The organism is Rothia nasimurium (genome assembly GCF_928392795.1).
GTDB lineage: Bacteria > Actinomycetota > Actinomycetes > Actinomycetales > Micrococcaceae > Rothia > Rothia nasimurium_F.
In genome coordinates, this window is record NZ_CAKMTJ010000007.1 from 59,539 (window position 1) to 83,768 (window position 24,230).

At 60.9% G+C, this 24,230-nt stretch carries 20 protein-coding genes; 14 read left to right on the plus strand and 6 right to left on the minus strand.

Translation table 11 applies throughout. The annotated features are described in order from the left end of the window. Both metK and L6963_RS08515 read left to right on the plus strand, forming a co-directional pair. Window positions 1-1,206 carry a methionine adenosyltransferase gene (gene metK / locus L6963_RS08510; RefSeq protein WP_237206604.1) on the plus strand — a complete coding sequence of 402 codons (1,206 nt, stop codon included), beginning with the start codon at window positions 1-3 and terminating at the stop codon, window positions 1,204-1,206. A 14-nt stretch (window positions 1,207-1,220) separates the two neighbouring features. Next, window positions 1,221-3,305, plus strand: coding sequence for a primosomal protein N' (locus L6963_RS08515; RefSeq protein WP_237206605.1), 2,085 nt, complete (start codon window positions 1,221-1,223; stop codon window positions 3,303-3,305). A 52-nt stretch (window positions 3,306-3,357) separates the two neighbouring features. Here the strand turns inward: L6963_RS08515 and L6963_RS08520 are convergent, their stop codons facing one another. Further along, entirely contained in the window at window positions 3,358-4,470 is a 1,113-nt protein-coding gene (locus L6963_RS08520; protein WP_237206606.1) for a glycosyltransferase family 4 protein, read from the minus strand. A gap of 1 nt (window position 4,471) precedes the next feature. Continuing rightward, window positions 4,472-5,389 (minus strand): alpha/beta fold hydrolase, encoded by a 918-nt coding sequence (locus L6963_RS08525; RefSeq protein ID WP_237206607.1) that lies wholly within the window; start codon window positions 5,387-5,389, stop codon window positions 4,472-4,474. A 233-nt stretch (window positions 5,390-5,622) separates the two neighbouring features. On the opposite strand from L6963_RS08525, the gene leuS reads away from it, so the two are divergent. From leuS to holA, 6 genes are all read left to right on the plus strand, one after another. Continuing rightward, entirely contained in the window at window positions 5,623-8,061 is a 2,439-nt protein-coding gene (gene leuS, locus L6963_RS08530; RefSeq protein ID WP_237206658.1) for a leucine--tRNA ligase, read from the plus strand. A gap of 125 nt (window positions 8,062-8,186) precedes the next feature. Beyond that, window positions 8,187-9,095 carry a DegV family protein gene (locus L6963_RS08535; protein ID WP_237206608.1) on the plus strand — a complete coding sequence of 303 codons (909 nt, stop codon included), beginning with the start codon at window positions 8,187-8,189 and terminating at the stop codon, window positions 9,093-9,095. 180 nt (window positions 9,096-9,275) lie between these two features. Further along, a complete protein-coding gene (locus L6963_RS08540) occupies window positions 9,276-10,181 on the plus strand; it encodes a ComEA family DNA-binding protein (RefSeq protein WP_237206609.1) in 906 nt (301 codons plus the stop codon). Window positions 10,182-10,549: 368 nt separating this feature from the next. Beyond that, window positions 10,550-11,770, plus strand: a complete 1,221-nt coding sequence (locus L6963_RS08545) for a ComEC/Rec2 family competence protein (RefSeq protein ID WP_237206610.1) — start codon at window positions 10,550-10,552, stop codon at window positions 11,768-11,770. Further along, complete coding sequence (locus L6963_RS08550; RefSeq protein WP_237206611.1) at window positions 11,767-12,696, plus strand: ComEC/Rec2 family competence protein; 930 nt, start codon at window positions 11,767-11,769, stop codon at window positions 12,694-12,696. Before L6963_RS08545 ends, L6963_RS08550 begins: the two co-directional genes overlap by 4 nt. A 54-nt stretch (window positions 12,697-12,750) precedes the next feature. Further along, window positions 12,751-13,758, plus strand: coding sequence for a DNA polymerase III subunit delta (gene holA, locus L6963_RS08555; RefSeq protein WP_237206612.1), 1,008 nt, complete (start codon window positions 12,751-12,753; stop codon window positions 13,756-13,758). A gap of 101 nt (window positions 13,759-13,859) precedes the next feature. Here holA and rpsT read toward each other — a convergent pair whose 3' ends face one another. Together rpsT and L6963_RS08565 are read right to left on the minus strand one after the other, a co-directional pair. After that, window positions 13,860-14,123 (minus strand): 30S ribosomal protein S20, encoded by a 264-nt coding sequence (gene rpsT, locus L6963_RS08560; protein ID WP_185172890.1) that lies wholly within the window; start codon window positions 14,121-14,123, stop codon window positions 13,860-13,862. Between the two features lie 392 nt (window positions 14,124-14,515). Continuing rightward, the gene (locus L6963_RS08565; RefSeq protein WP_237206613.1) at window positions 14,516-15,154 is read right to left on the minus strand and encodes a type II toxin-antitoxin system PemK/MazF family toxin; all 639 of its coding nucleotides are present in this window, start codon (window positions 15,152-15,154) and stop codon (window positions 14,516-14,518) included. A gap of 143 nt (window positions 15,155-15,297) precedes the next feature. Here L6963_RS08565 and lepA point away from each other — a divergent pair, with 143 nt between their 5' ends. Both lepA and hemW read left to right on the plus strand, forming a co-directional pair. Next, window positions 15,298-17,154, plus strand: coding sequence for a translation elongation factor 4 (gene lepA / locus L6963_RS08570; protein WP_237206614.1), 1,857 nt, complete (start codon window positions 15,298-15,300; stop codon window positions 17,152-17,154). Next, on the plus strand, window positions 17,154-18,404 hold the full coding sequence (gene hemW / locus L6963_RS08575) for a radical SAM family heme chaperone HemW (RefSeq protein WP_237206615.1): 1,251 nt from the start codon (window positions 17,154-17,156) through the stop codon (window positions 18,402-18,404). The genes lepA and hemW overlap by 1 nt, the downstream gene beginning before the upstream one ends. Window positions 18,405-18,495: 91 nt before the next feature. Here the strand turns inward: hemW and L6963_RS08580 are convergent, their stop codons facing one another. Next, a complete protein-coding gene (locus tag L6963_RS08580) occupies window positions 18,496-18,912 on the minus strand; it encodes a DUF4870 domain-containing protein (protein ID WP_237206616.1) in 417 nt (138 codons plus the stop codon). A gap of 158 nt (window positions 18,913-19,070) precedes the next feature. Then, the gene (locus L6963_RS08585; protein WP_237206617.1) at window positions 19,071-19,928 is read right to left on the minus strand and encodes a DUF3097 family protein; all 858 of its coding nucleotides are present in this window, start codon (window positions 19,926-19,928) and stop codon (window positions 19,071-19,073) included. 177 nt (window positions 19,929-20,105) lie between these two features. Between L6963_RS08585 and hrcA the strand changes: the two genes are divergently transcribed. The 4 genes from hrcA to L6963_RS08605 all read left to right on the plus strand — a co-directional run bounded on the left by hrcA (window position 20,106) and on the right by L6963_RS08605 (window position 24,226). Further along, window positions 20,106-21,098 carry a heat-inducible transcriptional repressor HrcA gene (gene hrcA / locus L6963_RS08590; RefSeq protein WP_237206618.1) on the plus strand — a complete coding sequence of 331 codons (993 nt, stop codon included), beginning with the start codon at window positions 20,106-20,108 and terminating at the stop codon, window positions 21,096-21,098. 46 nt (window positions 21,099-21,144) lie between these two features. Beyond that, window positions 21,145-22,275 (plus strand): molecular chaperone DnaJ, encoded by a 1,131-nt coding sequence (dnaJ, locus tag L6963_RS08595; protein WP_237193770.1) that lies wholly within the window; start codon window positions 21,145-21,147, stop codon window positions 22,273-22,275. Window positions 22,276-22,284: 9 nt separating this feature from the next. Beyond that, window positions 22,285-23,043, plus strand: a complete 759-nt coding sequence (locus tag L6963_RS08600) for a 16S rRNA (uracil(1498)-N(3))-methyltransferase (RefSeq protein ID WP_237206619.1) — start codon at window positions 22,285-22,287, stop codon at window positions 23,041-23,043. An 82-nt stretch (window positions 23,044-23,125) separates the two neighbouring features. Next, window positions 23,126-24,226 carry a PhoH family protein gene (locus tag L6963_RS08605; protein WP_237206620.1) on the plus strand — a complete coding sequence of 367 codons (1,101 nt, stop codon included), beginning with the start codon at window positions 23,126-23,128 and terminating at the stop codon, window positions 24,224-24,226. The last annotated feature ends 4 nt before the right edge of the window (window positions 24,227-24,230 follow it).

Below are 24,230 nucleotides of genomic sequence, written 5' to 3' on the forward strand. Positions count from 1 at the left end.
GTGACTGAAAATAATCATCTTCGTTTATTCACCAGTGAGTCCGTGACCGAGGGCCACCCCGACAAGATTTGTGACCAGATCTCTGACTCAATCCTGGATGCCCTACTGACCGTTGACCCGCTCTCAAACGTAGCGGTTGAAACCCTGGTCAACACCGGCCAGGTGCACGTAGCGGGTGAGGTGACCACTAACGGTTACGTCGACATCCCCAGCATCGTGCGTAAGACCATCCTCGACATCGGCTACAACTCATCCACCCACGGCTTCGACGGCGAATTCTGTGGCGTATCTGTATCGATTGGCGAGCAGTCACCCGACATTAACTCGGGTGTTTACAACTCCCTCGAAGCCCGCCGGGGCACCGCAGCCGACGACCTGGATCGCCAGGGCGCAGGAGACCAGGGCATCATGTTCGGTTACGCCACCAACGAGACCGAAGTGCTCATGCCCGCCCCCATTTACGTTGCCCACCGCCTGGCGGAGCAGCTGACCAAGGTGCGCAAGGACGGCACCCTGCCCAATCTGCGCCCCGACGGTAAGACCCAGGTGACCCTGGGCTACGACGAGAACTTCAAGCCCGTCATGATCGATACCGTTGTGGTCTCAACCCAGCACACCGCAGACTACGATCTCGACCAGCTTTCAGCCGATATTCAGCAGTACGTGATTGAGCCGGTTCTGGCCAGCTTCGACTTTGACTCGTCTCAGGCCAAGTTCATCATCAACCCCGCAGGCCGCTTCGTTCAGGGTGGCCCCGTGGGTGATGCAGGTCTGACCGGTCGCAAGATTATTGTGGATACCTACGGTGGCATGGCCCGTCACGGTGGTGGTGCCTTCTCAGGCAAGGACCCCTCCAAGGTTGACCGTTCTGCCGCCTACGCCATGCGCTGGGTTGCCAAGAACATCGTTGCTGCCGGCCTCGCCGACCGTGCCGAGGTTCAGGTCGCCTACGCTATTGGTCAGGCTGCCCCCGTCGGTATATACGTTGAAACCTTCGGTACCGAAAAGGTCGAAATCTTCAAGATCGAAGAGGCTATCCGCGAGGTCTTCGACCTGCGCCCGCTGGCCATCATTCGCGACCTGGAGCTGCGCCGTCCTATCTACGCCAAGACCGCAGCCAACGGCCACTTCGGCCGCGAAGAGCGCGAGTTCACCTGGGAGCGCACCAACCGCGTCAACGAACTCAAGGCGGCTGTAGGCCTCTAAGCTAAAATGTCTGTATGACAACGGCACCCACCCCCGAATCCCTGCAACCAGATTTGTTGCAGGGATTCGACATACCCGATGCGCACCTGGTCGGCTCCACGGCAGCCGAGGACGCTGCGGTGCAGCTGCCGATTGCCCGCGTGCACATCGACACCCACGTGCCCCACCTCGATAGGCTCTTTGACTACCGGGTGCCAGCGGCTCTTGATGAAGAGGCCCAGCCCGGGGTACGGGTGAGGGTTAAGTTCGGGGGAAGAGAGGTCACCGGCTGGCTGCGGGAGCGGGTAGAACATTCGGACGCCCCCGCCCGCCTGGTACCCCTGCACAAGGTGATTTCGCCCCTGCCTGTTGTTACCCCTGAAGTCTTTGAGTTAACCGATGCCCTAGCGGAGCGCTACGCGGGGCTGGTTTCCGATGTGCTTCGCCTGGCTGTACCCCCGCGGGTCGCTAGCGTTGAGAAAGCTTTTATAGAGTCCGAAGACCCGGCCGAAGCGCCCATTCCAGACTGCCCCGACCTCACCGGCTTCTCCGACTACGCCCATGGGGCAGAGTTCTGTGAGGACCTGCTCGCCGGCCATCAGGCCCGGGCGGTGATGGCCGTGCTACCCTCCCATCCTGAACGGAGCTGGGAGCAGCTGCTGGCGTCCGCCCTGGTAGCTACCGCCTCCACCGGCAGGGGAGCCCTAGCCGTGGTGCCAGACCATAAGAGCCTTGACCGGCTCACAGCCGCCCTCGAAGAGCTCGTAGACGAGAGCGCCTTCGTGCGGTTGACCGCCAACGATAAGCCCACCCCCCGCTACCGCAGTTATCTGAAAGCCCAAAGCGGCCAGGTGCGTATCGTGATCGGTACTCGTTCAGCCGCCTACGCTCCCGTAGCCAACCTGGGTCTGGTGGCCTGCTGGGACGACGGGGACTCTTCCCTGATTGAACAGCGAGCCCCCTACTGCCAGGCCCGTGACGTTCTTTTGTTGCGGGCCACCCTCGAAAAGACGGCGGCCCTCTTCATGGGCTATGCGGTCTCTAGTGAGGCTGCCCGCCTGGTCCGCACCCGCTGGGCTAGCTTCCTGGGGGCAGATAGGGCCTTGGTCAGGTCTTTTACTCCCCGGGTCATGCCCACCGGCGACGACTATCAGCTTGCCCGTGACCCCCTGGCAGCGATTGCCCGCATACCCCACCAGGCTTTCGCCGTAGCCAAGGACGCCCTCGCCACGGGGCCCGTGCTGATCCAAGTGGCCCGTGCCGGCTACATCCCCGCCCTGGCCTGCCAGCGCTGCCGCATGCCCGCCCGCTGCGATAACTGTCGCGGCCCCCTGGCCCAGCCCGCCGGGGGAAGTGCCCCCCAGTGCGGCTGGTGCGGCCACCTGGCCCACCACTGGCACTGTCTCGACTGCGGGTATAACCGCTGGCGTACCGGTATCGCCGGTGCCCTGCGAACCGCAGAAGAACTGGGTCGGGCATTCCCAGGCGTCCCGGTGATCACCTCTAGCGGCGAGAACATCAAAACCAGTATCGGCCCAGAACCGGCCCTGGTCATCGCCACCCCCGGCGGCGAACCGGTAGCTGAGGGCGGTTATGCGGCCGCCCTGCTGCTTGATGCCGACCGGATGCTTCAGTTCGACTCTCTGCGCGCCCCCGAAACCGCCCTTCGGCGCTGGTTGAACGCGGCAGCCCTGGTGCGCTCCTTTGCCGTGGGTGGCCGCGTCGTCACCACCGCCAGCCCCTCGGCAGCTCTTGAAGCCCTGGTGCGCTGGGACCCCATGGGCTTTGCCCTCTGGGAAATGGACGAGCGTGCCGAGATTGGCCTGCCCCCGGCCGTCCGCACCGCCGCCATTACCGGTAGTGAGCGTGCCGTTCAGGTCTTTTTGGAGGCTATTACCCTGCCCGATGAGGCCCGTGTCAATGGCCCTATGCCCCTGGCCGATTCAACCGGCTACTACGAGGGGGAGGCCGACAGCGACCTCTATCGAGCCATTATCTTCTTCCCCTATGCCGTGGGAGCCAAACTCACCCACCACTTGCGCTCCATCAAGGCCTCGCTAGCTGCCCTGAAAAAGAGCGAGCCCGTGCAGATACGCTGCGACGGGCTCGATATTCTCTAGGTCTGCCCGGTGCCTGGGGTAGCGGGGGCAAGTACCCGGGGCGGCTAAACTTCTACTGCCGATGAAGGGAAGAGGCCAGCTCCAGCAGGGTGAGGGCGCTCTGTTCCCAGGTGTAGCGGGCGGCGTCCGCAAGACCGTTCACAATGCTGGTCTGCTGGACTTGCCGGTCTTCTAGGTCGCGTACCGCCTGCGCAAAGGCGAAGGGAGAGCTGGTCTCAGCAAAGCGGGCTGAGGGGGCAATTTCCCGGAAAATCGGGATATCCGACAGCACTACGGGGCAGCCCGCCGACTGAGCCTCCACCACTGGCAGCCCGTAGCCTTCTTCCCGCGAGGCGGTAAGCAGGGCAGCGGCGGTGCGGAGCAGCTGGCGGTAGTCTTCATCGCTGGTTCCCCCGTGGAACACTATGTTTTCATCGGCCAGACCTTGTAATTCGGCCAAGCGGGCTGGAGCAACCTTGGAGAGCAAGTGCAGGCGGTAGTCCGGCAAGAACCTCATAGCCTGCACGAGGGTTTCTACATTCTTATAGGGCATGAACGAACCCATGTAGATGAGGTCCTTAGTGCGTCCCGGGGCCAGTTCAATAGCCTGGTCCCGGCTAATGAAACTATCAGCCTGGGGCGCGTTGGGGATCACCGTTATCGACTTGTCAGTTAGCTTGTGCTCCCGCATCAAAGCCGCCGTGGTCTGCGATACCGTAGCGACGGCGTCCGCCCGGTTCAGCAGGTAGCGCTGCGGCGCGTAGGTGGTGTGGAAGGCCCGCCAGCCCAGCCGAACCGGCAGGGGGAGGAAGCCCGGTGGAGTAGGGTGGGAGTAGTAAATCAAATCGTGCAGGGTCAGGATCAGCTTGAACTGCCTGCCCAGCCCGCCCAGTCCGATGGTTTGCATGGGCGAGAAGACCACGTCGGGTAAGTAGCGGTTGAGCTGCAGGGCGGCGGTGGGTTCCAGAGCGGACGTCGGTGCACAGATTTTCACGGACGGCAGGTCAGGGAGCATCTCAAGCTGACGCTGATCGCTCACGACCATGGTGAGCTCCAGGCCTTCGGGCAGGCGCCGGTCACCGGCGTCCGCGAGCTCCTTGAGGGCAAAGAGTAAGGACGCCGTGTAGCGGCTAATGCCGTCGTGAAAACCGATACGGGTATAGCGGGCATCGATAAAAAGTTTCATGCTATCTGCCCTCCTTCAGGTCTTGGGCGTGGAAGTCAGCAATTAGGGAGGCAGCCCGTAGGGGAGTTTCGTAGTGAATCAGATGGCCGACCTCGGGAATAACGTCGAGCCGCCCCCGCTGGAGTTTACGGGCCATGGCCTGCTGAAGTTCCAGAGTACCCAGGTCATCCTTCTCCGCCACAATGAGCTGGACCGGCATCGGCAGGGCCGGGGTGAAATCAGCTGCGGTGGTGCTGATAGAGGCCCGGTAGGCCTGTAGAACCGCCTCGCGGGAGGCAAAGGCACCGAAGTAGGCATCGTGCTGGCCGTTGATGAACCGGCGCAGGGCGGGGTCGTGATTTTTCATCATGAACTCACTGCTCAATCTGGTCACCAGGCGGGAGCGCAGCAGGGCAAAACCCAGGGAAGCAGGTAGGGCAGCTCCCGCACCATAATAGAGCTCAGCCAGGCGGCTCATCACCTTTTGGTCCCCCTCAAGAGCAGGCTGGCAGATGGGGTTAATCAGGGTCAAACGCTCTACCAGATGGGGGCGCACCAGAGCAGTATAAGAGCTCACGATCGACCCAAAAGAGTGACCCACCAGGTGCACAGAGCTGCCCACAGCGGTCTCTATAAAATCAACCAACCAGGCAGCATAGGTGCTCACCGCATGCTCGGCCCCCTCAATCGGGGCAGTCTTACCAAAGCCCGGCAGATCAGGGATATAAACACAAAAATCCTTCAGGCCGGTAGCAATGATTTCTAGGCCGTGGTGATCGCCTCTAAAGCCGTGCACCAAAACCAGGGGAGCGGCGTCCGCGTTTCCATACACCCACCAGCGACAATAGGTGCCGCCAACCCAGCCCTCGTAGCGCGTCCCGGCAGGAACCTGCTGAGGTGCCGGCTCAAAAACGCCGGCCGAGTGGGGGCTTGCAGACATAGTGACTCCTTCTCTCTACCCCCACCACTGTACCGCCTCACCGCCCACTTCTCAGTGGGCAAACTGCCACCGGGCAAAGCAAGCCCAAGCGCGGTACACTAGGAAACAAACTATTGACAGCTCAGACTCGTGCGCGCCCAAAAAGCGCAAGCACCACTCGACAGACAGGAAACACGGTGACTGCTGAGGTAGAACCTACCGAACAGAACGAAACCACCTGGGACTTCCGCTCCATGGAAGCCAAGTGGCAGCCCTACTGGGAAGAAACCAAGGTTTTTGAACCCACCAACGAAGAAGGCAAGGAAACCCGCTACGTAGCGGACATGTTCCCCTACCCCTCCGGCGACCTCCACATGGGCCACGCCGAAGCCTTCGCCATTGGCGACGTCACCGCCCGCTTCTGGAAGCAAAAGGGCTACGATGTGCTACACCCCATCGGCTGGGACTCCTTCGGCCTGCCCGCAGAAAACGCAGCCATCAAGAACAACACCCACCCCAAAGAGTGGACCTACAAGAACATCGAGACCCAGGCCGGCTCTTTCAAGCGCTACGGCATTATGACCGACTGGTCCCGCCGCCTGCACACCTCTGACCCCGAATACTACAAGTGGACCCAGTGGCTCTTCCAGCAGTTCTACAAGAAGGGCCTGGCCTACCGTAAGTACTCCCAGGTCAACTGGTGCCCCAAGGACCAGACCGTGCTGGCCAACGAGCAGGTTGTCAACGGCGAGTGCGAACGCTGCCACACCCCCGTGACCAAGAAGTCTCTGAACCAGTGGTACTTCAAGATCACCGACTATGCCCAGGAACTGCTGGACGACATGAAGGAGCTGGAGGGCCACTGGCCCGACCGCGTGCTGGCTATGCAGCGCAACTGGATCGGCCGCTCCGAGGGTGCCGAGGTTACTTTTGAGGTTGAGGCTGCCGGCAACAAGCCCGCCACCACCGTAGACGTCTTCACCACCCGCCCCGATACCCTCTACGGAGCAACCTTCTTCATCGTGGCAGCCGACGCCGACCTGGCCCTCGACCTGGTAACCGACGACCAGCGGGAAGCCCTGGAAGCCTACCGCGAAGAGATCAAAGTTCTGTCGGATATCGACCGCCAGTCCACCGACCGCGAGAAGACCGGTGTTTTCCTGGGCCGTTACGCCATCAACCCCCTGACCGGCGATAAGCTGCCCCTGTGGGCCTCTGACTACGCCCTGGCCGATTACGGCACCGGCGCACTGATGGCGGTTCCCGCCCACGACCAGCGCGACCTGGACTTCGCCCGCAAGTTCGACATCCCCGTCATCACCGTTCTCGACACCGGTGAGGACGACCCGGCAGAAACCGGCGTCGCTACCACCGGCGATGGTGTACACATCAACTCCGGCCCGCTGGATGGCCTGAACAAGGCTGACGGTATCTCAAAGGCCATCGAGATTCTTGAAGAGAAGGGTGTAGGCACCGGCAAGGTCAACTTCCGCCTGCGTGACTGGCTGCTCTCCCGCCAGCGCTTCTGGGGCTGCCCCATCCCCGTCATCCACTGTGAAGAGCACGGTGAACAGCTGGTTCCGGAAGAGCAGCTGCCCGTCCTGCTCCCCGACAACCTGGCCGGTGAAGACCTGGCACCCAAGGGCCAGTCACCCCTGGCAGCTGCTACCGACTGGAACACCGTTCCCTGCCCCGTCTGCGGTAAGGACGCCAAGCGCGACTCAGACACCATGGACACCTTCGTGGATTCCTCCTGGTACTTCCTGCGCTACGTCTCACCGAATTACGACCAGGCTATCTTCGACCCCGAGCAGATGAAGAAGTGGAACCAGGTCGATATGTACGTCGGCGGTGTTGAGCACGCGATTCTGCACCTGCTCTACGCCCGCTTCTTCACCAAGGTCATCCGCGACCTGGGCCTGATTGAACACTCTGAGCCCTTCAAGGCCCTGATGAACCAGGGCCAGGTGCTCAACCAGGGTAAGGCTATGTCTAAGTCACTGGGTAACGGTGTTGACCTGGGCCAGCAGCTCGATAAGTTCGGTGTCGATGCCGTCCGCACCGTCATGGTCTTCGCATCCCCGCCCGAGGACGATGTCGACTGGGCCGATGTTTCCCCCGCAGGTATGCAGAAGTTCCTGGCCCGCGCCTGGCGCGTTGCCCAGGACGTCACCAGCGAGGTGGGGGCGGACGGCGCAACCGGCGACGCTGCCCTGCACAAGCTGGTGCACCGCACCGTTCACGACGTCGATGCCCTGGTAGAGAACGGCAAGTTCAACGTTGCCGTGGCCAAGACCATGGAGCTGGTCAACGCTACCCGCAAGGTCATTGACTCCGGTGCAGGTGCTGCCGATCCGGCCGTCCGCGAGGCTGCTGAGACCATCGCCATCCTGCTCTCCCTCTACGCCCCCTACACCGCAGAAGACGCCTGGCACCTGCTCGGCCACGATACCCCGGTACTGACCGCGGGCTGGCCTGAAGTTGACCCGGCCCAGCTGGTAGACGATACCGTCACTGCAATCGTGCAGGTCAAGGGCAAGGTCAAGGACCGCCTGGAGGTCGCCAAGGATATTTCTGAAGCCGATCTAGAGGCCCTGGCTCTGGGGTCAGAGGCCGTTCAGCGAGCCCTGGGCGACGCTGAAGTACGCAAGGTCATTGTGCGTGCCCCCAAGCTGGTCAACATTGTGATCTAGCGAGATCTAGATAGAGATCATCGGGTGCTCCTTCCATAGCGAGGGGCACCCGATTTTTCTATCTTTTGGGTGATTGCTATGGACTGAGTCACTCCAAGGGCTTGGCTAGGCGGTAGAGTAGTGAGGTGCGTTCTATAGCCCTGGTCACCGATTCATCTGCTGCCCTGCCCGCCGCTACCCTTGAAGAGCTCAAGGCCGAAGGCGGGTTTATTCTGGTTGACCTACCGGTCACCGTGGGCGACCGTGCTTTGAATGACCTACCGGCCGATCAGATAGATGCCGCTATCGCTTTAGCTCACGTTCAGGGGGAGCAGGTGCTGACCTCCGGCGTTGCGCCGGGTACCCTGGTGGACGCCTACGAGCAGCTGGCAGCCCAGGGCTACACTGCGATTATCTCGGTTCACTTATCGGGGGAGCTGTCGGGTACCTGCGATGCGGCCCGTTTAGCGGCGCAACTGGTCGATGTGCCGGTGGTGGTGGTTGACTCGCTCAACTTGGCGATGGGGCTGGGGGAGCCCGTGCTCCGCCTGCACCGCCTCCTTACCCGCGAGCAGGACTTAGAGCAGGCTACCGCTGTAGCCGAGGAGCTCTGTGCTTCTACCGAGCTCTTTTTCTTTATCCCTACCTTGGACGCTCTTAAGCGGGGCGGACGCGTCAGCCCCGCTCTAGCTATGGTGGGCCAGATGTTTCAGATTCGGCCTGTGGCTACCGTGCTCGATGGCAAACTGCACTACGTTGAGCGCCCCCGCACTACAGCTAAGGCGATTGAACGGCTTGCAGCTTTGACCGAACAGGCCAGTGCCGAGCGGGCCGGTGAATTACCGCTAGATGTGCCGCTGAAGGATAGGGAGTCAGCCAACCTGCTCAGGCGCCAGGGGCAGGTGGTTGCCGTCCATTACAGCGGTAATGAGGAACAGGCGCGGGAGTTTCAGCAGACCCTGGGGTCTATCGCCTCTGGGGCCGTGCTGACGCCCCTGCCCCCGGTGCTCTCTGCCCATGCGGGCTTAGGGGCCCTGGCAGCCGTTATTTTCTAGAGTTATGTTCACGATGGTGCAGAGCCCCTGTGGATAGGGGCCTGAGTCGCGTCATCTTGTGACTCGGCTGCACCACCTGTGAGGTTTTTGGGGCTAATTTCCGCAGGTTGGTGGGAGGGGCTTTATCCACAGGCGCCATCGGCCTTGGCCTAGACGATCGGAAGCTCTTAGCCTGGGGCCATGTCTCAGAACTCTAGGTACCCCGCTGATACCCTACCGTCTGTTTCGGTTGAACCTGCCGACGTCAATACAGGTCAGCCGAGTCAGACCGATTATCTTTTGCGCAGCAGGCGCCACGGCCCTGCTTCTGCGAGCGCCACACGGAGCCCCCGCCATCGGGCGCTTCTTGAGCGCGCTTTGGCGTCTTCCGGTTCGGAGGCTCCCGGCCTTGGCCCGCAGGCTTCGGTGACCCGGTGGCGGGTGCCTACGGGTGCTTTAGTGATTCTTGCTCTTGTCCTGGGTCTGGTTGCTCTGTGGCCTGTGGTGTTTTCTGGCGGCGGCTCGTCTGTGTCGGCGGTTCCTGTGGCCCCTTCTGGGGAAGCCACGGTGCAGGCTGATGGGGGTAGCCCGGTGCAGGGTGATGAGGCTGGTCAGGGGCTGAGCACCGGGGCGGACGCTACTTCAGTTGCCGCTCATGGGGGAGGTGCGCCTGTGGTGGTTCATGTTGCCGGCGCGGTGCAGACCCCGGGAGTCTATGAGCTGGATTCTGGGAGCCGGGTAAACGATGCGGTCACAGCTGCCGGCGGGCTCAGGGACGATGCTGATACATCGGCGATCAACCTGGCAGCCCCTGCCAGCGACGGGAGCCAGGTCTATATTCCGGTGCAGGGCGAAGCACCACCTAGTTCGGCGGCTGACACGTTTCCCGATACAGACCGGGGCGCGGACGCCGCCGGGCTAGTGAATATCAATACGGCAAGCGCTGAGGAACTTCAGACCCTGCCGAAGGTCGGCCCGGTGCTGGCTGCATCGATTATTAGCTGGCGGGAGCAGTACGGGGGTTTCAGCTCGGTGGATGAGCTGGACCAGGTTTCGGGCATTGGTCCAGCCACTCTTGAAGCTCTCCGCCCGCTGGTGACGGTATGAAAAGGGTACTGGCTGCTGGGCGGAGCTGGCAGCAGGCACAGGCTGAACGGGCCGAACATCGGCGGGTGCAACCGCGTCTGACCGATGCCCGTCTTGTGGTACCTGCTGTGGGGCTCTGGTGTTTTACTGCTCTGTGGATTCTTGCCGGGGCCCGGTGTGCGCTCTGGGCTGGGGCCCTGCTCGCTTGTCTTGCTCTGGGCTCCTGGTGCGGCGCCCAGCTTTTAGTTCGGAAAAGTATTGCGAAGGTGAAAGGTCCACTGACCCAGGTACCGGTCTCTGTGTCATATACTCTGGCGCTAACCTGCCTGCTCGCTGCCTTACAGACTGTTGCCCTTCAGTCCCGGGGCTACCCTCAGCAGTGGGAGCTGATGCAGACTCTGAACGGGCAGGGAATACGAGTGACGGCTGAAGTAACTGAGGCCCGGCCTGCTCCGACGGGTGGGTATAGGTTGCAGGTAGAAACCGTGGAGATGAGACAGGCTACTAGGACCTGGAGCCAGCGGGTACCGCTCAGCATCTATACAGATAAACTTTTTATTCCGGGGAGCACTGTCAGCGCGGTGGGGGAGTTGAAGGTCAGCGGAACCTACTACCGGTTGCAGGGAGCTGTGAGCCTGCTGGAGCAACCGGCTTCTGTAGCCCCTCTCTTCGAACTTAAGAGCGGGTTGCGCGATAGGGCAGTGGACCACCTGGGCGCCGAACGGGCTGGCCTGCTCCTGGGTATGGCCTACGGCGATGATTCTTCACTGCCTGCACCGGCTCTTTCATCTTTGCGGGTGGCCGGTCTAACGCACCTGACAGCTGTTTCGGGGGCCAACATTACCCTGATTTTTGTCGTCGCCTACCGTCTGCTCTACCCGCTGTGGCCCCATCGTCCTGCCCTTATAGCAGTCGGAGTAGCCGCGTCATCGACCTACGTCGTGCTGGTAGGGCTTGACGGTTCTGTACTCAGAGCCTGGGTAATGGGGCTGCTGGGAGCTCTAGGTCTGATTCTTGGCCACGGAGCCTATCGTCTGGCTTTCCTCTCGACCTGCGTGATGGCTCTTCTTCTGGCAGCGCCACCCCTTGCCACCCACTACGGCTTTATTCTCTCGGTCGTGGCTACAGCTTCCCTCCTGATACTGGCACCGGCTCTCTCGCGTCTCCTCAGCAGGGGGCTGCCCCTTCTGCTTGCTGATCTGGTAGCCCTACCCTGTGCAGCTAGCCTCTGGTGCGCGCCGGTGATCCTGATACTTTCTGAGTCCATCTACCCCTATACGGTCCTAGCTAACCTTCTGGCCGCCCCTTTGGTAGCGCCCATTACCGTGCTGGGGTTACTTGCCCTCATCGGCTACGCCCTTGGGCTAGCCCAACCCCTGCTCGATGCCCTCATGAATCTCGGTGGCTTTCTTACCCAGGGGCTGCTAGCAGTTGCTACCTGGTGCTACAAGCTACCTGCAAGCCAGCTACCTCTTGCGCTTTCACCTCTCACTCTAGGGTTGACCCTGCTGATCGTTGTGGGTAGCAGCTGGCTGGTTCTCTCAGCAGACAGGTCTCTCAACTCCCTGCCCCCGGCCCGCTTGCCTCGACTGCTAGGGGGCAGACCGTGAACCGCAGGAGAAACAAAAGCCTGGCTGATCTTACCCTCATAGTGCTCGTGATAGGTCTAGCGGTATTCCTGCTGCACGACCGTTGGCCGGCTGCACACCGGGCCCCTGATAACTGGCAGTGGATTACCTGCGATGTAGGCCAGGGGGACGCCCACCTCATCCGCACCGGCCAGCGATCGGCCTACCTTCTCGATACCGGCAACGATTACTCGGCCCTCAAGTCCTGCCTCGACTGGGCCGGGGTAGACCAGCTGGAAGCTGTGCTCATAACCCACGCCCATAGCGACCACGATGGGGTACTACAACAGGTTCAAAGTGACTTCGCCCAGCCGACGCTGGTGACGTCGCCCCATTACAGCAGACAGGGGCAACAGACCCCGGTCGCACAAGGAACAGCTGCCTATCGGCTTTCTACGGGCTCGGCCTTCCCAGCAGAGTCCGTTACCGCAGGGCAGCACGAGGCAGCCGGTCAGCCCCTGGGCCGGGTGCTCTGGCCCCCGGCCCAGGCCCAGAGGATTCCCGGCGCAACCGGCTCCTCTAGCTGGATCAACAATTCCTCCCTCGTCATCCACTGGTCTCTACCTGCCAGGGAGACCGGCCAGAGGCCGCTGACCGTGCTCACCACGGGGGATCTTGAAGCGGACGCCGCCCACCGGCTTCTTGCCGAATCGGCAGGGCAGGTGCCTGCCGACGTCCTTAAAATAGCCCACCACGGCTCGGCGGGCAGCGGCACCGACCTGATCATCGCAGCCAGCCCCTCCCTAGCGCTCATCCCTGTGGGAGCAGGCAACAGTTATGGGCACCCGCATGAGAGTATTCTCAGCTTCCTGAACCAACGTTCTATCCCCGCTGCCCGCACAGACCTTTCGGGGCATCTGGCGCTGACCACCAGTGACCGGGGGATTGAGGTGACCGCCTCCGGCTAAACCTGCACAAAAGCGCTTTATCTGACAAGATAGAAAGGCACCCAAGGAGGATACATGGCACGCACACCCCGCACCCGCTCAGCTGGGCCAGATAACGGCTGGCGATCGGTTCCGCTTGCTCCACTCGTTTTGCTCTACGGCCCCGAAGAATACTTTGCTTCCCGGGCCACCCAGCGGCTCCGCCAGCTCTTTGAAGAGGCCCACGGCAGCTACGAACTCACCAGCCTTTCGGCCAAAGATTACCGGGCCGGGCAGCTAGACGTCCTTGCCAGCCCCTCACTTTTCGACGAACCCAAAATCATTGAGGTCACCCAGGTGGCCTCCATGAGCGACGCCTTCCTGCAGGACGCTCTTGCCTATGCCGCTGCACCCCACGACTCCACCCTGGTGATACTGCACCACGCAGGCGGTAACAGGGGCAAAAAGCTCATTGATACCATCAAGGCCAATAAGTCCTACCCGGTGGTCGAGTGTAAGGCCCTTAAGAATGAACGCGACCGGCTGGATTTCGTCATTTACGAGTTCCGCTCAGCCCAGCGCTCTATTGACCCGCCCGCAGCGGCAGCTCTCGCGGCAGCAACCAGTGATATCTCAGAACTAGCCTCGGCTGCCCGCCAGCTCATTGCAGATGAGCCGGGTACCATCACTGTAGACACCATCGACCGCTACTTTGGCGGCCGTACCGAGGTCACCGCCTTTAAGGTGGGCGATGCTGCGGTAGCTGGCAACAGCAGGGAAGCCATTAAACTGCTCCGCCAGGCGATCGATACCGGAAGCGATCCTATCCCCATCCTGGGTGCCCTGGCTGCCCGCATGCGCAACATTGCCAAAGTGCACGGGGTGCGCGGCAACTCCAACCAGCTGGCGGGTGACCTTAAGATGGCTCCCTGGCAGGTAGAAGCTGCCCAGCGGGATTCCCGCAGGTATGCGCCTGCCGACCTGGCTCGCGTCCTTGCCCTGCTGGCCGATACCGATGCCCAGCTCAAGGGCGAGAATCTTGACTCTTTCTACCCCCTAGAAAAAGCCGTCCTGGCTATTTCCCAGGCCTCCCGCACCCACTAGCGGCAGGCCAAGAAAGCACAAGGCCCCGCTCCCATGAAAGGGAGCGGGGCCTTGCGTCACTTCGCTCTTAGACGCCGGCTAGAGGTGCCGGAATATAGAACTTAGGAAAGCTTGTTGACGAGAACGGTCAGACCGGACTTCTTGTTAGCTGCGTTCTTCTTGTGCAGAACACCCTTAGAAACAGCCTTGTCCAGCTTGCGGTTCGCAACACGAAGAGCTTCAGTTGCTGCTTCAACGTTCTGAGCTTCAACTGCCTCGTTGACCTTACGGATGGAGGTCTTGAGATCTGACTTGATTGCGTTGTTGCGCAGACGAGCCTTCTCGTTGGTGAGGATGCGCTTCTTCTGGGACTTGATGTTAGCCACGATTAAAAACTTTCTGTTTTTGTCTAATTGGTCGGTGAGGGCTGCGCTGACCGGTCATCGACTGAGCGGCGTGGGGATGCCTATGGCAACCAGTCAGCAGTGCCCGATGACCATCGGACACACAAGGGTTAACTTTATCAGCTCCGCCCCAGCTTGGGGCAGAGATATAAGCAACAATTTTTCTTAGTCTACGTCAGGTTGAGTGGAGCAGGCTCGCAGCGAAGCTGCTGGCTTCGGGGCTGGCATGAATCACTAGTGATGAGCACCGAGATTCCGAGCGCGCGAGGAAAACAAATCTCGGCGCGAATCTGGCGAGCCTGCGAGCCAGCTAGCGAACCAGCGAGAGGGTCGGCAGCGAGCGCGAGCCTGTGTAACCCCTTTGAGCAAGTCTCTTAGCGACGGCGGTAGGCTTCGGCGATGAAGTCGAAGGTTGCACGGTCCATGATGGCTCCTTCACGGCGGATACCGTTCGGGTTGAGCTGGATGACCCGGTTGAGCTTGACCTCGGAGTCTCGCCCTTCCTTGTCCCATACGCCTGCGCCGATGTCCAGGTAGTTGGGGTCGACGGTGCGGGAGTTGGAGTGGTCCTTGCTGGTGAGCATCAGCCCTAGAAGGTAGGAACCGGAGCGTCCGATGACCAGGACAGGGCGGTCCTTGCCCTGGCTGTAGTCCTCTTCGAAGGGGACCCAGGCCCAGACGACTTCGCCGGGGTCGGCGTCGCCGTCGAGAGCGGGGGAGTAGTCAAAGGATACCGAGCCGAAGTAGTCGCCGGGGTAGCCGCCCTGTTCCCAGCTTCCGGTGGATTGACCGGCAGGGGTCTGCTGGCTACTGCCGGGGCCGAAAGTACCAAAATTGCCGTTGCCGGCGTCTGGACGCTGCTGGGTGCGCGTGCCGGCCTGGCTCCCACTGCTAGAGGGGCGGGAACCTGTGCCTTGCTGCTTATTCTTCTGGTTCTGGTACTTGTTCCATTCCCGGTAGATGCGCTGGCCGATGTTCAGTGCCTGCTGGATGGTTCGCATGTTGATCTTCATGGTCACTACAATAATCGCTGCTCATCGGCGCGCGAGCAGACACGCACCGGCTAAATGTGAGAAACTGGTTAACTGATTTCTACCGTCAGAGACCCGGTAGGCTCCCATGAGCTTTCTGAGAGTCGTGAAAGGACCCAACCCACGTGTCACCCTTGGCGACCAACCCGCCCAAACCGGCGGCCACTGACCCTTCCGTTATCCGTAACTTCTGCATCATTGCGCATATTGACCACGGTAAGTCCACCCTGGCTGACCGCATGCTGCAGGCCACCGGCGTGGTTACTCCGCGCGAGATGAAGGCCCAGTACCTTGACCGCATGGATATCGAGCGTGAGCGCGGTATCACTATTAAGTCCCAGGCTGTTCGTATGCCCTGGGAGGTGGACGGCGTCAACTATGCCCTGAACATGATTGATACCCCCGGTCACGTGGACTTCACCTACGAGGTCTCCCGTTCTCTGGCTGCGTGTGAGGGTGCCCTGCTGCTGGTGGATGCTGCTCAGGGTATTGAGGCTCAGACCCTGGCTAACCTCTACCTGGCTATGGAAAATGACCTGACCATTATTCCGGTGCTCAACAAGATTGACCTTCCGGCTGCCCAGCCCGATAAGTATGCCGAGGAGCTGGCTAACCTGATTGGCGTTGAGCCTGAGGATGTGCTGCGGGTTTCGGGTAAGACCGGTGAGGGCGTACCCGAGCTGCTGGACCGTATCGTTGAGCTGCTGCCCGCGCCCGAGGGTCAGGCTGATGCCCCCGCTCGCGCCATGATTTTTGACTCTGTCTACGATTCCTACCGCGGTGTGGTCACCTACGTTCGTGTGGTGGACGGCAAGCTGGAACCCCGCCAGAAGATTAAGATGATGTCTACCGGTGCAGAGCATGACCTGCTGGAAATCGGTGTGATTTCTCCCGAGCCCAAGCCGACCGACGGCCTGGGCGTGGGCGAGGTAGGCTATCTGATTACCGGTGTGAAGGACGTCCGCCTGTCCCGCGTGGGTGATACCGTCACCGGTGCTCACAAGCCTGCCGCAGAAGAGCTGGGTGGCTACGAGGATCCCAAGCCCATGGTTTTCTCTGGTCTCTTCCCGATTGACGGCTCTGACTACCCGGCTCTGCGTGACGCCCTCGATAAGCTGCAGCTCAACGACGCCGCCCTGATTTACGAGCCTGAGACCTCTGCGGCTCTGGGCTTTGGTTTCCGCTGTGGCTTCCTGGGTCTGCTCCACCTTGAAATTGTGCGTGAGCGCCTAGAACGCGAGTTCAACCTCGACCTGATTTCTACTGCCCCCAACGTTATTTATGACGTGGTCGATGAAGCGGGTAATGCCCAGCGAGTCACCAACCCTTCCGAGTTCCCCGAGGGTAAGGTCGCTACCATCCGCGAACCCATGGTGGCCTGTACCATCATTGCCCCGAACGAGTTTGTGGGCGCGATTATGGAGCTGTGCCAGTCCCGCCGCGGCACCATGGGTGGCATGGACTACCTTTCCCAGGATCGCGTGGAACTGCGCTACCGCCTGCCGCTGGCCGAAATTGTCTTTGACTTCTTCGACCAGCTCAAGTCCAAGACCCGCGGTTATGCCTCCCTGGACTGGAAGTTTGACGGTGAGGAAGAAGCCGATCTGGTCAAGGTCGATATTCTGCTGCAGGGTGAGAAGGTTGACGCTTTCTCAGCTATTACCCACCGCGATAAGGCCTACTCTTACGGCGTGATGATGACCGGCAAGCTGCGTGAACTGATTCCTCGTCAGCAGTTCGAGGTGCCGATTCAGGCTGCTATTGGCTCTCGCATTATTGCCCGTGAGAATATTCGCGCTATGCGTAAGGACGTTCTCTCTAAGTGCTACGGTGGCGATATTTCGCGTAAGCGTAAGCTGCTGGAGAAGCAGAAGGAAGGTAAGAAGCGTATGAAGATGGTGGGCCGTGTTGAGGTTCCCCAGGAAGCCTTCATCGCTGCCCTGTCTTCCGGTGAAGAAGGTAAGGACAAGGGCAAGAAGTAATGCCAGCCCAGCCCCTGGGCGCTCCAGCCCCTTTGGACGGCAGAATCCCCGTTGATTCTGCCGTCCACGGCGTTGAGCGCGATTTTTCTCTCTACGTGCACGTGCCCTTTTGCTCGGTACGGTGCGGCTACTGCGACTTCAATACCTACGCCACCGAGGATTTCGGCAACGGGGTGGGTTTGGGTACCTATGCCGAGGACGCCATCGCCGAGTTGCGCTTTGCCCGGCAGGTTTTGCGCGAGTCGGGTGTCGCTGACCGTCCGCTCTACTCTGTCTTTTTTGGCGGGGGCACCCCCACCAAGCTGCCTGCAACTGACCTTGTGAAGATTCTGCGCGAAGCGGTTGAGCTGTTTGGTGTAGAAGAGGGTGCTGAGGTAACGACCGAGGCCAACCCCGACTCGGTGACCCGCGAGGATCTTGAGACGCTGAAGGCCGGTGGCTTTACCCGGGTGTCCTTCGGTATGCAGTCGGTGGTACCTGAGGTGCTTGAGGTGCTTGATCGTACCCACACTCCGGCGAATGTTCCCAAGGTGGTCGCCTGGGCTAAAGAGGTTGGGCTGCAGGTGTCGGTTGACCTGATTTACGGGTCACCGGGGGAGAGTCTGGCCCAGTGGGAGCAGTCGGTGCGGGCAGCGGTGTCGTATGCCCCCGACCATATTTCTGCCTATTCGCTCATCGTTGAAGAGGGCACCAAGCTGGCTGCCCAGATTCGGCGGGGCGACTACACCATACCCGACGAAGACCTGATGGCAGATATGTACCTGCTGGCTGAGCAGATCTTCAATGAGGCCGGCTACCACTGGTATGAGGTGTCGAACTACGCCAAGTCACCTGAGTATCGTTCCCGCCATAACTATGCCTACTGGCGCAACCAGGATTGGTGGGGCATTGGTCCCGGCGCCCACTCGCATGTGAATGGTACCCGCTGGTGGAATCTCAAACACCCTGTACCCTATGCCAACCGAGTCCGGGCTGGCCAGAGCCCGGCTGCTGCCCGCGAGGTTTTGGGGGAGCAGACCCGTAGGTTTGAGGACATCATGCTACAGGTCAGGGTCATTGACGGCCTAGACATTTCCCGCCTGCTGGAGGGTGGCGATGCTGCCCGAATCGAGGCGTCCCTGAACTGGCTTCAGGAGCAGGGTTTGATTGACCCCGAGGCGAGAGCGGGCGGACGCGTGCAGCTCACCCTCCAGGGGCGTCTGCTGGGCGACGCGGTGACCAGGGAGCTCCTCCCCGATATCGACAGCTAACTACTTTGCCCCACCAGGGGGGGGAAACGAAAGGGGCGGTCTGACTCAGCTGAGTCAGACCGCCCCCTTCATGTTCTAGAAGCCCGGGTGCCTACTTACCGCGGCGAGTGAGCTTGCTGAAAAGACGGGTATTGCCCTTGTACTGGTAGGGGTTACCGCGGGTTACCTTAATACCGGCAATGAGGGCTGAAATAGCCAGGTAGGTCCAGGCCAGGGCAGCGATGAGGCCGAAGAGCCAGCCGATAGCCGGAATGTTGCTGAGCATAATTGAGACAGCCAGAACCAGGGTGGGTAGCAGGGTGAAGTCGAGAGCTTCACGGGATTCCTGCTCGGTGAAGGGGCCGCGGCCTCGGTAGAGGTAGTAGATGACGGCCGCGGGAATACAACCTAGCACGCCCCCAAAGTGTGCAGCGGTTGCGATATTTCGGTCTGCGCTAACAGACAGGTGTGCAGCGGTTGCAGGTGACCCCTTATAGGCGGTCGAGGAAGGTGCTGATGCGGTCTTCAAGAATTCTTCTCTTTGAGGTTGAAAGGGCGAATGAGTGATGTGCGGGCTGTGATCCCATCAAACACAATTTTAGTCAAAGCTAGGGGAGGGCGGTATATGTGAAGCCTACGAATTTATGGGGGAGTAGGACGATATTTGTCACACCGCCTGTACCCGCTTTAGCCTGCGGCCCCGTCAAGGGTGACGAAGTCAATGAGGTGTTCCACCGGCCCTAAGAGACTTGGCTCAAGGTCGGTGTAGGAATTGACCCTCTTGAGAATGGAATCCCAGCCGGCGCGGACGTCCTCGGGGGTCTCTGCCGCTCGGCCGAAACGCCGCAGTATGCCGGTCTTCCAGTCTTCCCCGCGGGGAACTTCGGGCCAGGCCTGTAAGCCCAATACCTGGGGCTTGACGGCCTGCCAGATATCCACAAAGGGGTGGCCCACAATCAGCACGTTATCGCGGGCACCGGCCACGGCCATGGCCTCTTGCGCGATGCGCTCTTCCTTACTTCCTGCCACCAGGTGGTCTACCAGAATTCCGAGTTTGCGGTGGGAGGCCGGGCCAAAACCTGCAACTGCTGCGGCGAGATCGTCGACCCCGTGCAGGGGTTCCACCACAATACCCTCAACCCGTAGGTCGTGGCCCCAGACCTTTTCAATGAGCTCGGCATCGTGTACGCCCTCCACCCAGATACGGCTGGCCCTGGCTGTCCGTGCCGGAGCGTTCTCCACCGCAACCGACCCCGACCGAGAAACCTGCCGTGTAACGGTCTTAGGTTTCTGTTGAGGTTTGGTTAGATCAATGCTGCGGCCCTCAAGCAAAAAACCCGGACCCAGGGGGAAGAACTTGATACGGCCCCGCCGGTCTTCGAGGCCCACTTGAGGGCCGGACGCCGTAGCCCGCAGGGTCACTGCCGCCCCCACAAAGCCGGTGGCGGCGTCCTCTAGCACCATGCCGGGGGCAAGAGGTACCTTGGGCAGGGCAGGACGGTGGGAGGTGAGGTCAGCCTGACCCCAGGTATCGCGGTAGTCCATCGGTGTGTCTCTCACTCTCTCATCCAGGGGCATTAGCCGTCAGCGTACCGAGTTCTGATTCTAGTTCAGTGGTATTAGAGTTAACGGGTAACTTAGCACTCAAGGTCATCAAGTGCTAACCTAGCCCCGCAGACCTCTTCGCCCACCAGGCGAAGACCTATGAGCCCAGGAGGTGCCGTGAACCACCCGAGACGCTTGCAAGTTCTGCAAGCCATCGTCGAAGAATACGTGCACACCCGTGAGCCCGTGGGGTCTAAAACCCTGCTTGAGCGGCATCAGCTGGGGGTTTCCAGCGCCACCGTGCGTAACGATATGGCGGCCCTCGAGGAGCAGGGTCTGATCCAGGCTCCTCATGCCAGTGCCGGGCGGGTCCCCACCGACCGGGGCTACCGCCTTTTCGTTGACCAGATATCGTCCCTACAGCCCCTCTCTAACGCTGAAAAACGGGCGATTCGAACCCTGCTCGATAGTGCCGAAAGCGTTGATGAGATGATGAAGACCAGCGTGCGTCTACTCTCATCGCTCACCCACCAGGTAGCTATGGTGCAGTACCCCACCGGCCCGGCTACCAGCGTGCGCCATATCGAGCTGGTCTCCCTCTCCAGCACCACGGTTCTGCTGATTCTTATTACCGACTCCGGCCAGGTAAACCAGCGCACCCTCACCCTTGCCCACAGCCCCGAAGAGCTTGCAGTAGCCCGCCAGCAGCTCCTTGACCTCTACGCCAACCGTACGCTCGACAGCATAGCCGCAGCACCGGCGTCCGCCCCCGGCAATAACCTGCTCGGCCCCCTCACCGAGGCCCTGCACCTACTCGCAGCCCAGGGTGCCTCTTCTCAGGTGCTGATTGCGGGCACCTCCTACCTTGCCGCCTCGACCGTAGATTTCAGGGGCAGCATCGCCCCGGTGCTCGATGCCCTAGAAGAACAGGTTGTGCTACTCAAACTACTCACCGACCTAGACCACGATGAACGCGGATTTGCCGTGAGTATCGGCTCTGAGAACCGCAGCGAATCCCTAGCCGAAACCTCGGTCGTCGCCAGTAGCTACGGGCCCGGGGGAGCTGCCCACGTGGGAGTCGTTGGCCCCACCCGCATGGACTACACCAGCACCGTCTCCAAGGTCAACGCCGTAGCCCGCTACCTATCCAAGATTTTGGGCCAGGCCTAGCCCTGCGCCTACCCCCTTTAAACCAGCCCATCGAAAGAGAGAACCAGTGAGCAGTCACTACGAAACCCTCGGCGTCTCACGCGATGCCAGCCCCGAAGAAATCAAGAAGGCCTACCGCAAGAAGGCCCGCCAGTTGCACCCCGACATCAACCCTTCGGAAGAAGCTGCCGAGGAGTTCAAGCGCGTCTCCCTCGCCCACGATGTGCTCTCTGACCCAGAAAAGCGCCGCATCTACGACCAGACCGGCAACGAAAACGGCACCGCCGGTGGCTTCGGTGCAGGAGCAGGCGGCTTCGGCGGGGGCTTTGGCGGCTTCCAAGATATCTTCGATACCTTCTTCAACTCTGCCCCGCGCGGCCCCCAAAGCCGCGTCCGCCAGGGCCAGGACGCCCTCATCAACGTCAAGATCGACCTCAAAGATGCCGTCTTCGGCACCAACAAGCCCATCACCGTTGATACCGCCGTTACCTGTGACCTCTGCAAGGGCGAAGGAACCGCTGAGGGCACCCACCCCGAAACCTGCGACACCTGCCACGGCCAGGGCTACATGCAGCGCCAGGTCCAGTCGATTCTGGGCACCGTCGTGCAGCCCGTTGAGTGCCCCACCTGCCGCGGGTTCGGCACCGTCATCAAGCACCCCTGCGCTGAATGCTACGGCGAAGGCCGAGTGCGGGAACGCAAGCCCCTCACCATCAAAATTCCCGCCGGCGTCACCAATGGCGCCCGCATCCGCCTGGCAGGCCAGGGTGAAGCCGGTACCGCAGGCGGCCCCAACGGCGACCTCTACGTTGAGCTGCGCGTCAACCCCGACCCCACCTTCAGCCGGGACGGCGATGACCTGGTAGCCACCGTAGGTGTGCCCATGACCGCAGCGGCCCTGGGTACCACCATCACCCTCGACACCTTCGACGGCCCCCAGCAGGTACAGATTCCCACCGGAACCCAGTCAGGTGACGTAGTCACCCTCAAGGACCTGGGCGTCACCCACCTGCGCGGCGGCGGCCGCGGCGACATCCGTGTGCAGATTGAGGTGCGCACCCCCACCGACCTCACCGAGGAGCAGAAGAACCTGCTCAAGCAGTTCTCCGAGCTTCGCGGCGAGGACCTGCAGGTCAGCGAAACCGTCACCCATAAGCAGGGCGGCTTCTTCTCCCGCCTCAAAGACCACCTCAAATAGGACGACCCCATGAGCAACGCTGTCTACTACATCGAACCTGACGAGCTGGCTGCCCTGACGCCAGGTGCCACCCTGCACCTGACCGGCGACGAGGGGCACCATGCCCTCGTTAAACGTCCCGAGCTCGGGGAAGGGCTCGACGTAGTAGACGGTGAGGGCAACCGCGCTATCACCCGGGTTACTGAGCTGGGTCAGGACGGCCCCGTGCTTGAGGTCCTCGAACTCACCGAAGATACGGTGGGGGTAGAGATATACCTTGTGCAGGCCCTGGCTAAGGGGGATAGGGATATCCAGGCTATTGAGATGGCCACCGAGCTGGGTGCCCACGGTATTGTGCCCTGGAGCGCCGACCGTTCGATTGTGCGCTGGAAGATGGAGCGGGCCGTCAAAGCACGGGCTAAGTGGCAGAATACGGTGCGGGCAGCAGCTAAGCAGTCCCGCCGGGCCCTGCTGCCCCCGGTCTACGAGCAGCACTCAACCGCAGATTTAGCCGACCTTGCCCAGGAGCTGGGGGAGGACGGCCTCTTCCTGGTTCTCCACGAGCAGGCAGATTACCGTCTCACCCAAGCTCTTGAAAAGCACCTGACCGATCGGGTGAAAGAGGTCTACTTCATCGTGGGCCCCGAAGGCGGTATCAGCCCCCGAGAACTCGACCTGCTCGCAGAAGCCGGGGCCCACACGGTACTGCTTGGCCCAGAAATCCTCCGCAGTTCTACCGCCGGTGCAGCCGCTATTTCTGCCCTCAACGTTGCGCTAGGACGCTGGTAAACCCCGTTCTGCTACAGGTAAAGTAAGAACTACCGCGTACGCTTTGTATTTCAAGGAGCTCTGACAGCCCGCACGGGCATCTATGACTACCTCATCTACGGCTAGCAGCCGCCCCCTCTCTGTTGCCCGCACCTTCTCCTTCCGGTCAACCGAAGAGATGGTCGCGGTGCTTGGTCCCCACGACGGAAATATCACCCTGATTGAGCAGGCCTTCCCCGGGCTCACCATTCGCCCCAAGGGGCTAGACGTCATCGTTACCGGCCCCTCAGAAACCGTAGCCACCACCGTCCGTCTGCTGGCTGAACTCACCATTTTGGTAGAGAACGACACCCAGGTCACCGGCGAGGTGGTCAAGCGCATCATGGGCATGATGACCGCCAGCCTCTCCCACCCAGCTACCGCGATTAGCCAGAATATTCTGAGCTCCCGGGGCAAGAATATTCGCCCGAAGACCATTAATCAGAAGTCCTATGTCGATGCTATCGATGCCAACACCGTGGTCTTTGGCATCGGCCCGGCAGGTACCGGTAAGACCTACCTGGCCATGGCCAAGGCGGTACAGGCCCTCCAGTCAAAGGAAGTCAACCGCATCATTCTGACCCGCCCCGCTGTTGAAGCTGGCGAGCGCCTAGGCTTCCTACCCGGGTCGTTGAACGAGAAGATTGACCCCTATCTACGCCCGCTCTACGATGCGCTGCACGACATGATGGACCCCGAGACCATTCCCCGCCTGATGGAGGCCGGGACCATTGAGGTGGCGCCCCTGGCCTATATGCGCGGTCGTACCCTGAACGACGCTTTTATTATTTTGGACGAAGCGCAGAACACTACGGTGGAGCAGATGAAGATGTTCCTGACCCGTTTGGGCTTTGGGTCGAAGATGGTGATTACAGGTGACGTCACCCAGGTGGACCTGCCCGGTGGTCAGGCCTCAGGTCTGAAGCAGATTCGTCAGATTCTTGAAGGTATTGACGATATCCATTTCGCGGTTCTGCAGGCCGAGGACGTGGTACGCCACTCCCTGGTCTCGGATATTGTAAGTGCCTACGATAAGTGGGACGATGCCAAGACCTCGATGGAGCGCCGCCGCAATCGCAAGGTCAAGCGCCAGACCATTGAGGCTGCGGCCGAAAAGCTGCTGCAGCAGTCAGGTATTGATGTAACCCCCGAAGAGAAGGTCTAGCCCT

Excerpts from the sequence above, each read along its gene's own strand:
- L6963_RS08540 (WP_237206609.1), top strand. The coding sequence starts at position 9,276 with ATGTCTCAGAACTCTAGGTACCCCGCTGATACCCTACCGTCTGTTTCG.
- L6963_RS08585 (WP_237206617.1), bottom strand. The coding sequence starts at position 19,928 with ATGGACTACCGCGATACCTGGGGTCAGGCTGACCTCACCTCCCACCGT.
- L6963_RS08515 (WP_237206605.1), top strand. The coding sequence starts at position 1,221 with ATGACAACGGCACCCACCCCCGAATCCCTGCAACCAGATTTGTTGCAG.
- L6963_RS08600 (WP_237206619.1), top strand. The coding sequence starts at position 22,285 with ATGAGCAACGCTGTCTACTACATCGAACCTGACGAGCTGGCTGCCCTG.
- L6963_RS08525 (WP_237206607.1), bottom strand. The coding sequence starts at position 5,389 with ATGTCTGCAAGCCCCCACTCGGCCGGCGTTTTTGAGCCGGCACCTCAG.
- holA (WP_237206612.1), top strand. The coding sequence starts at position 12,751 with ATGGCACGCACACCCCGCACCCGCTCAGCTGGGCCAGATAACGGCTGG.
- hemW (WP_237206615.1), top strand. The coding sequence starts at position 17,154 with ATGCCAGCCCAGCCCCTGGGCGCTCCAGCCCCTTTGGACGGCAGAATC.
- L6963_RS08545 (WP_237206610.1), top strand. The coding sequence starts at position 10,550 with ATGCAGACTCTGAACGGGCAGGGAATACGAGTGACGGCTGAAGTAACT.
- L6963_RS08520 (WP_237206606.1), bottom strand. The coding sequence starts at position 4,470 with ATGAAACTTTTTATCGATGCCCGCTATACCCGTATCGGTTTTCACGAC.
- L6963_RS08605 (WP_237206620.1), top strand. The coding sequence starts at position 23,126 with ATGACTACCTCATCTACGGCTAGCAGCCGCCCCCTCTCTGTTGCCCGC.
- leuS (WP_237206658.1), top strand. The coding sequence starts at position 5,623 with ATGGAAGCCAAGTGGCAGCCCTACTGGGAAGAAACCAAGGTTTTTGAA.
- L6963_RS08565 (WP_237206613.1), bottom strand. The coding sequence starts at position 15,154 with ATGAAGATCAACATGCGAACCATCCAGCAGGCACTGAACATCGGCCAG.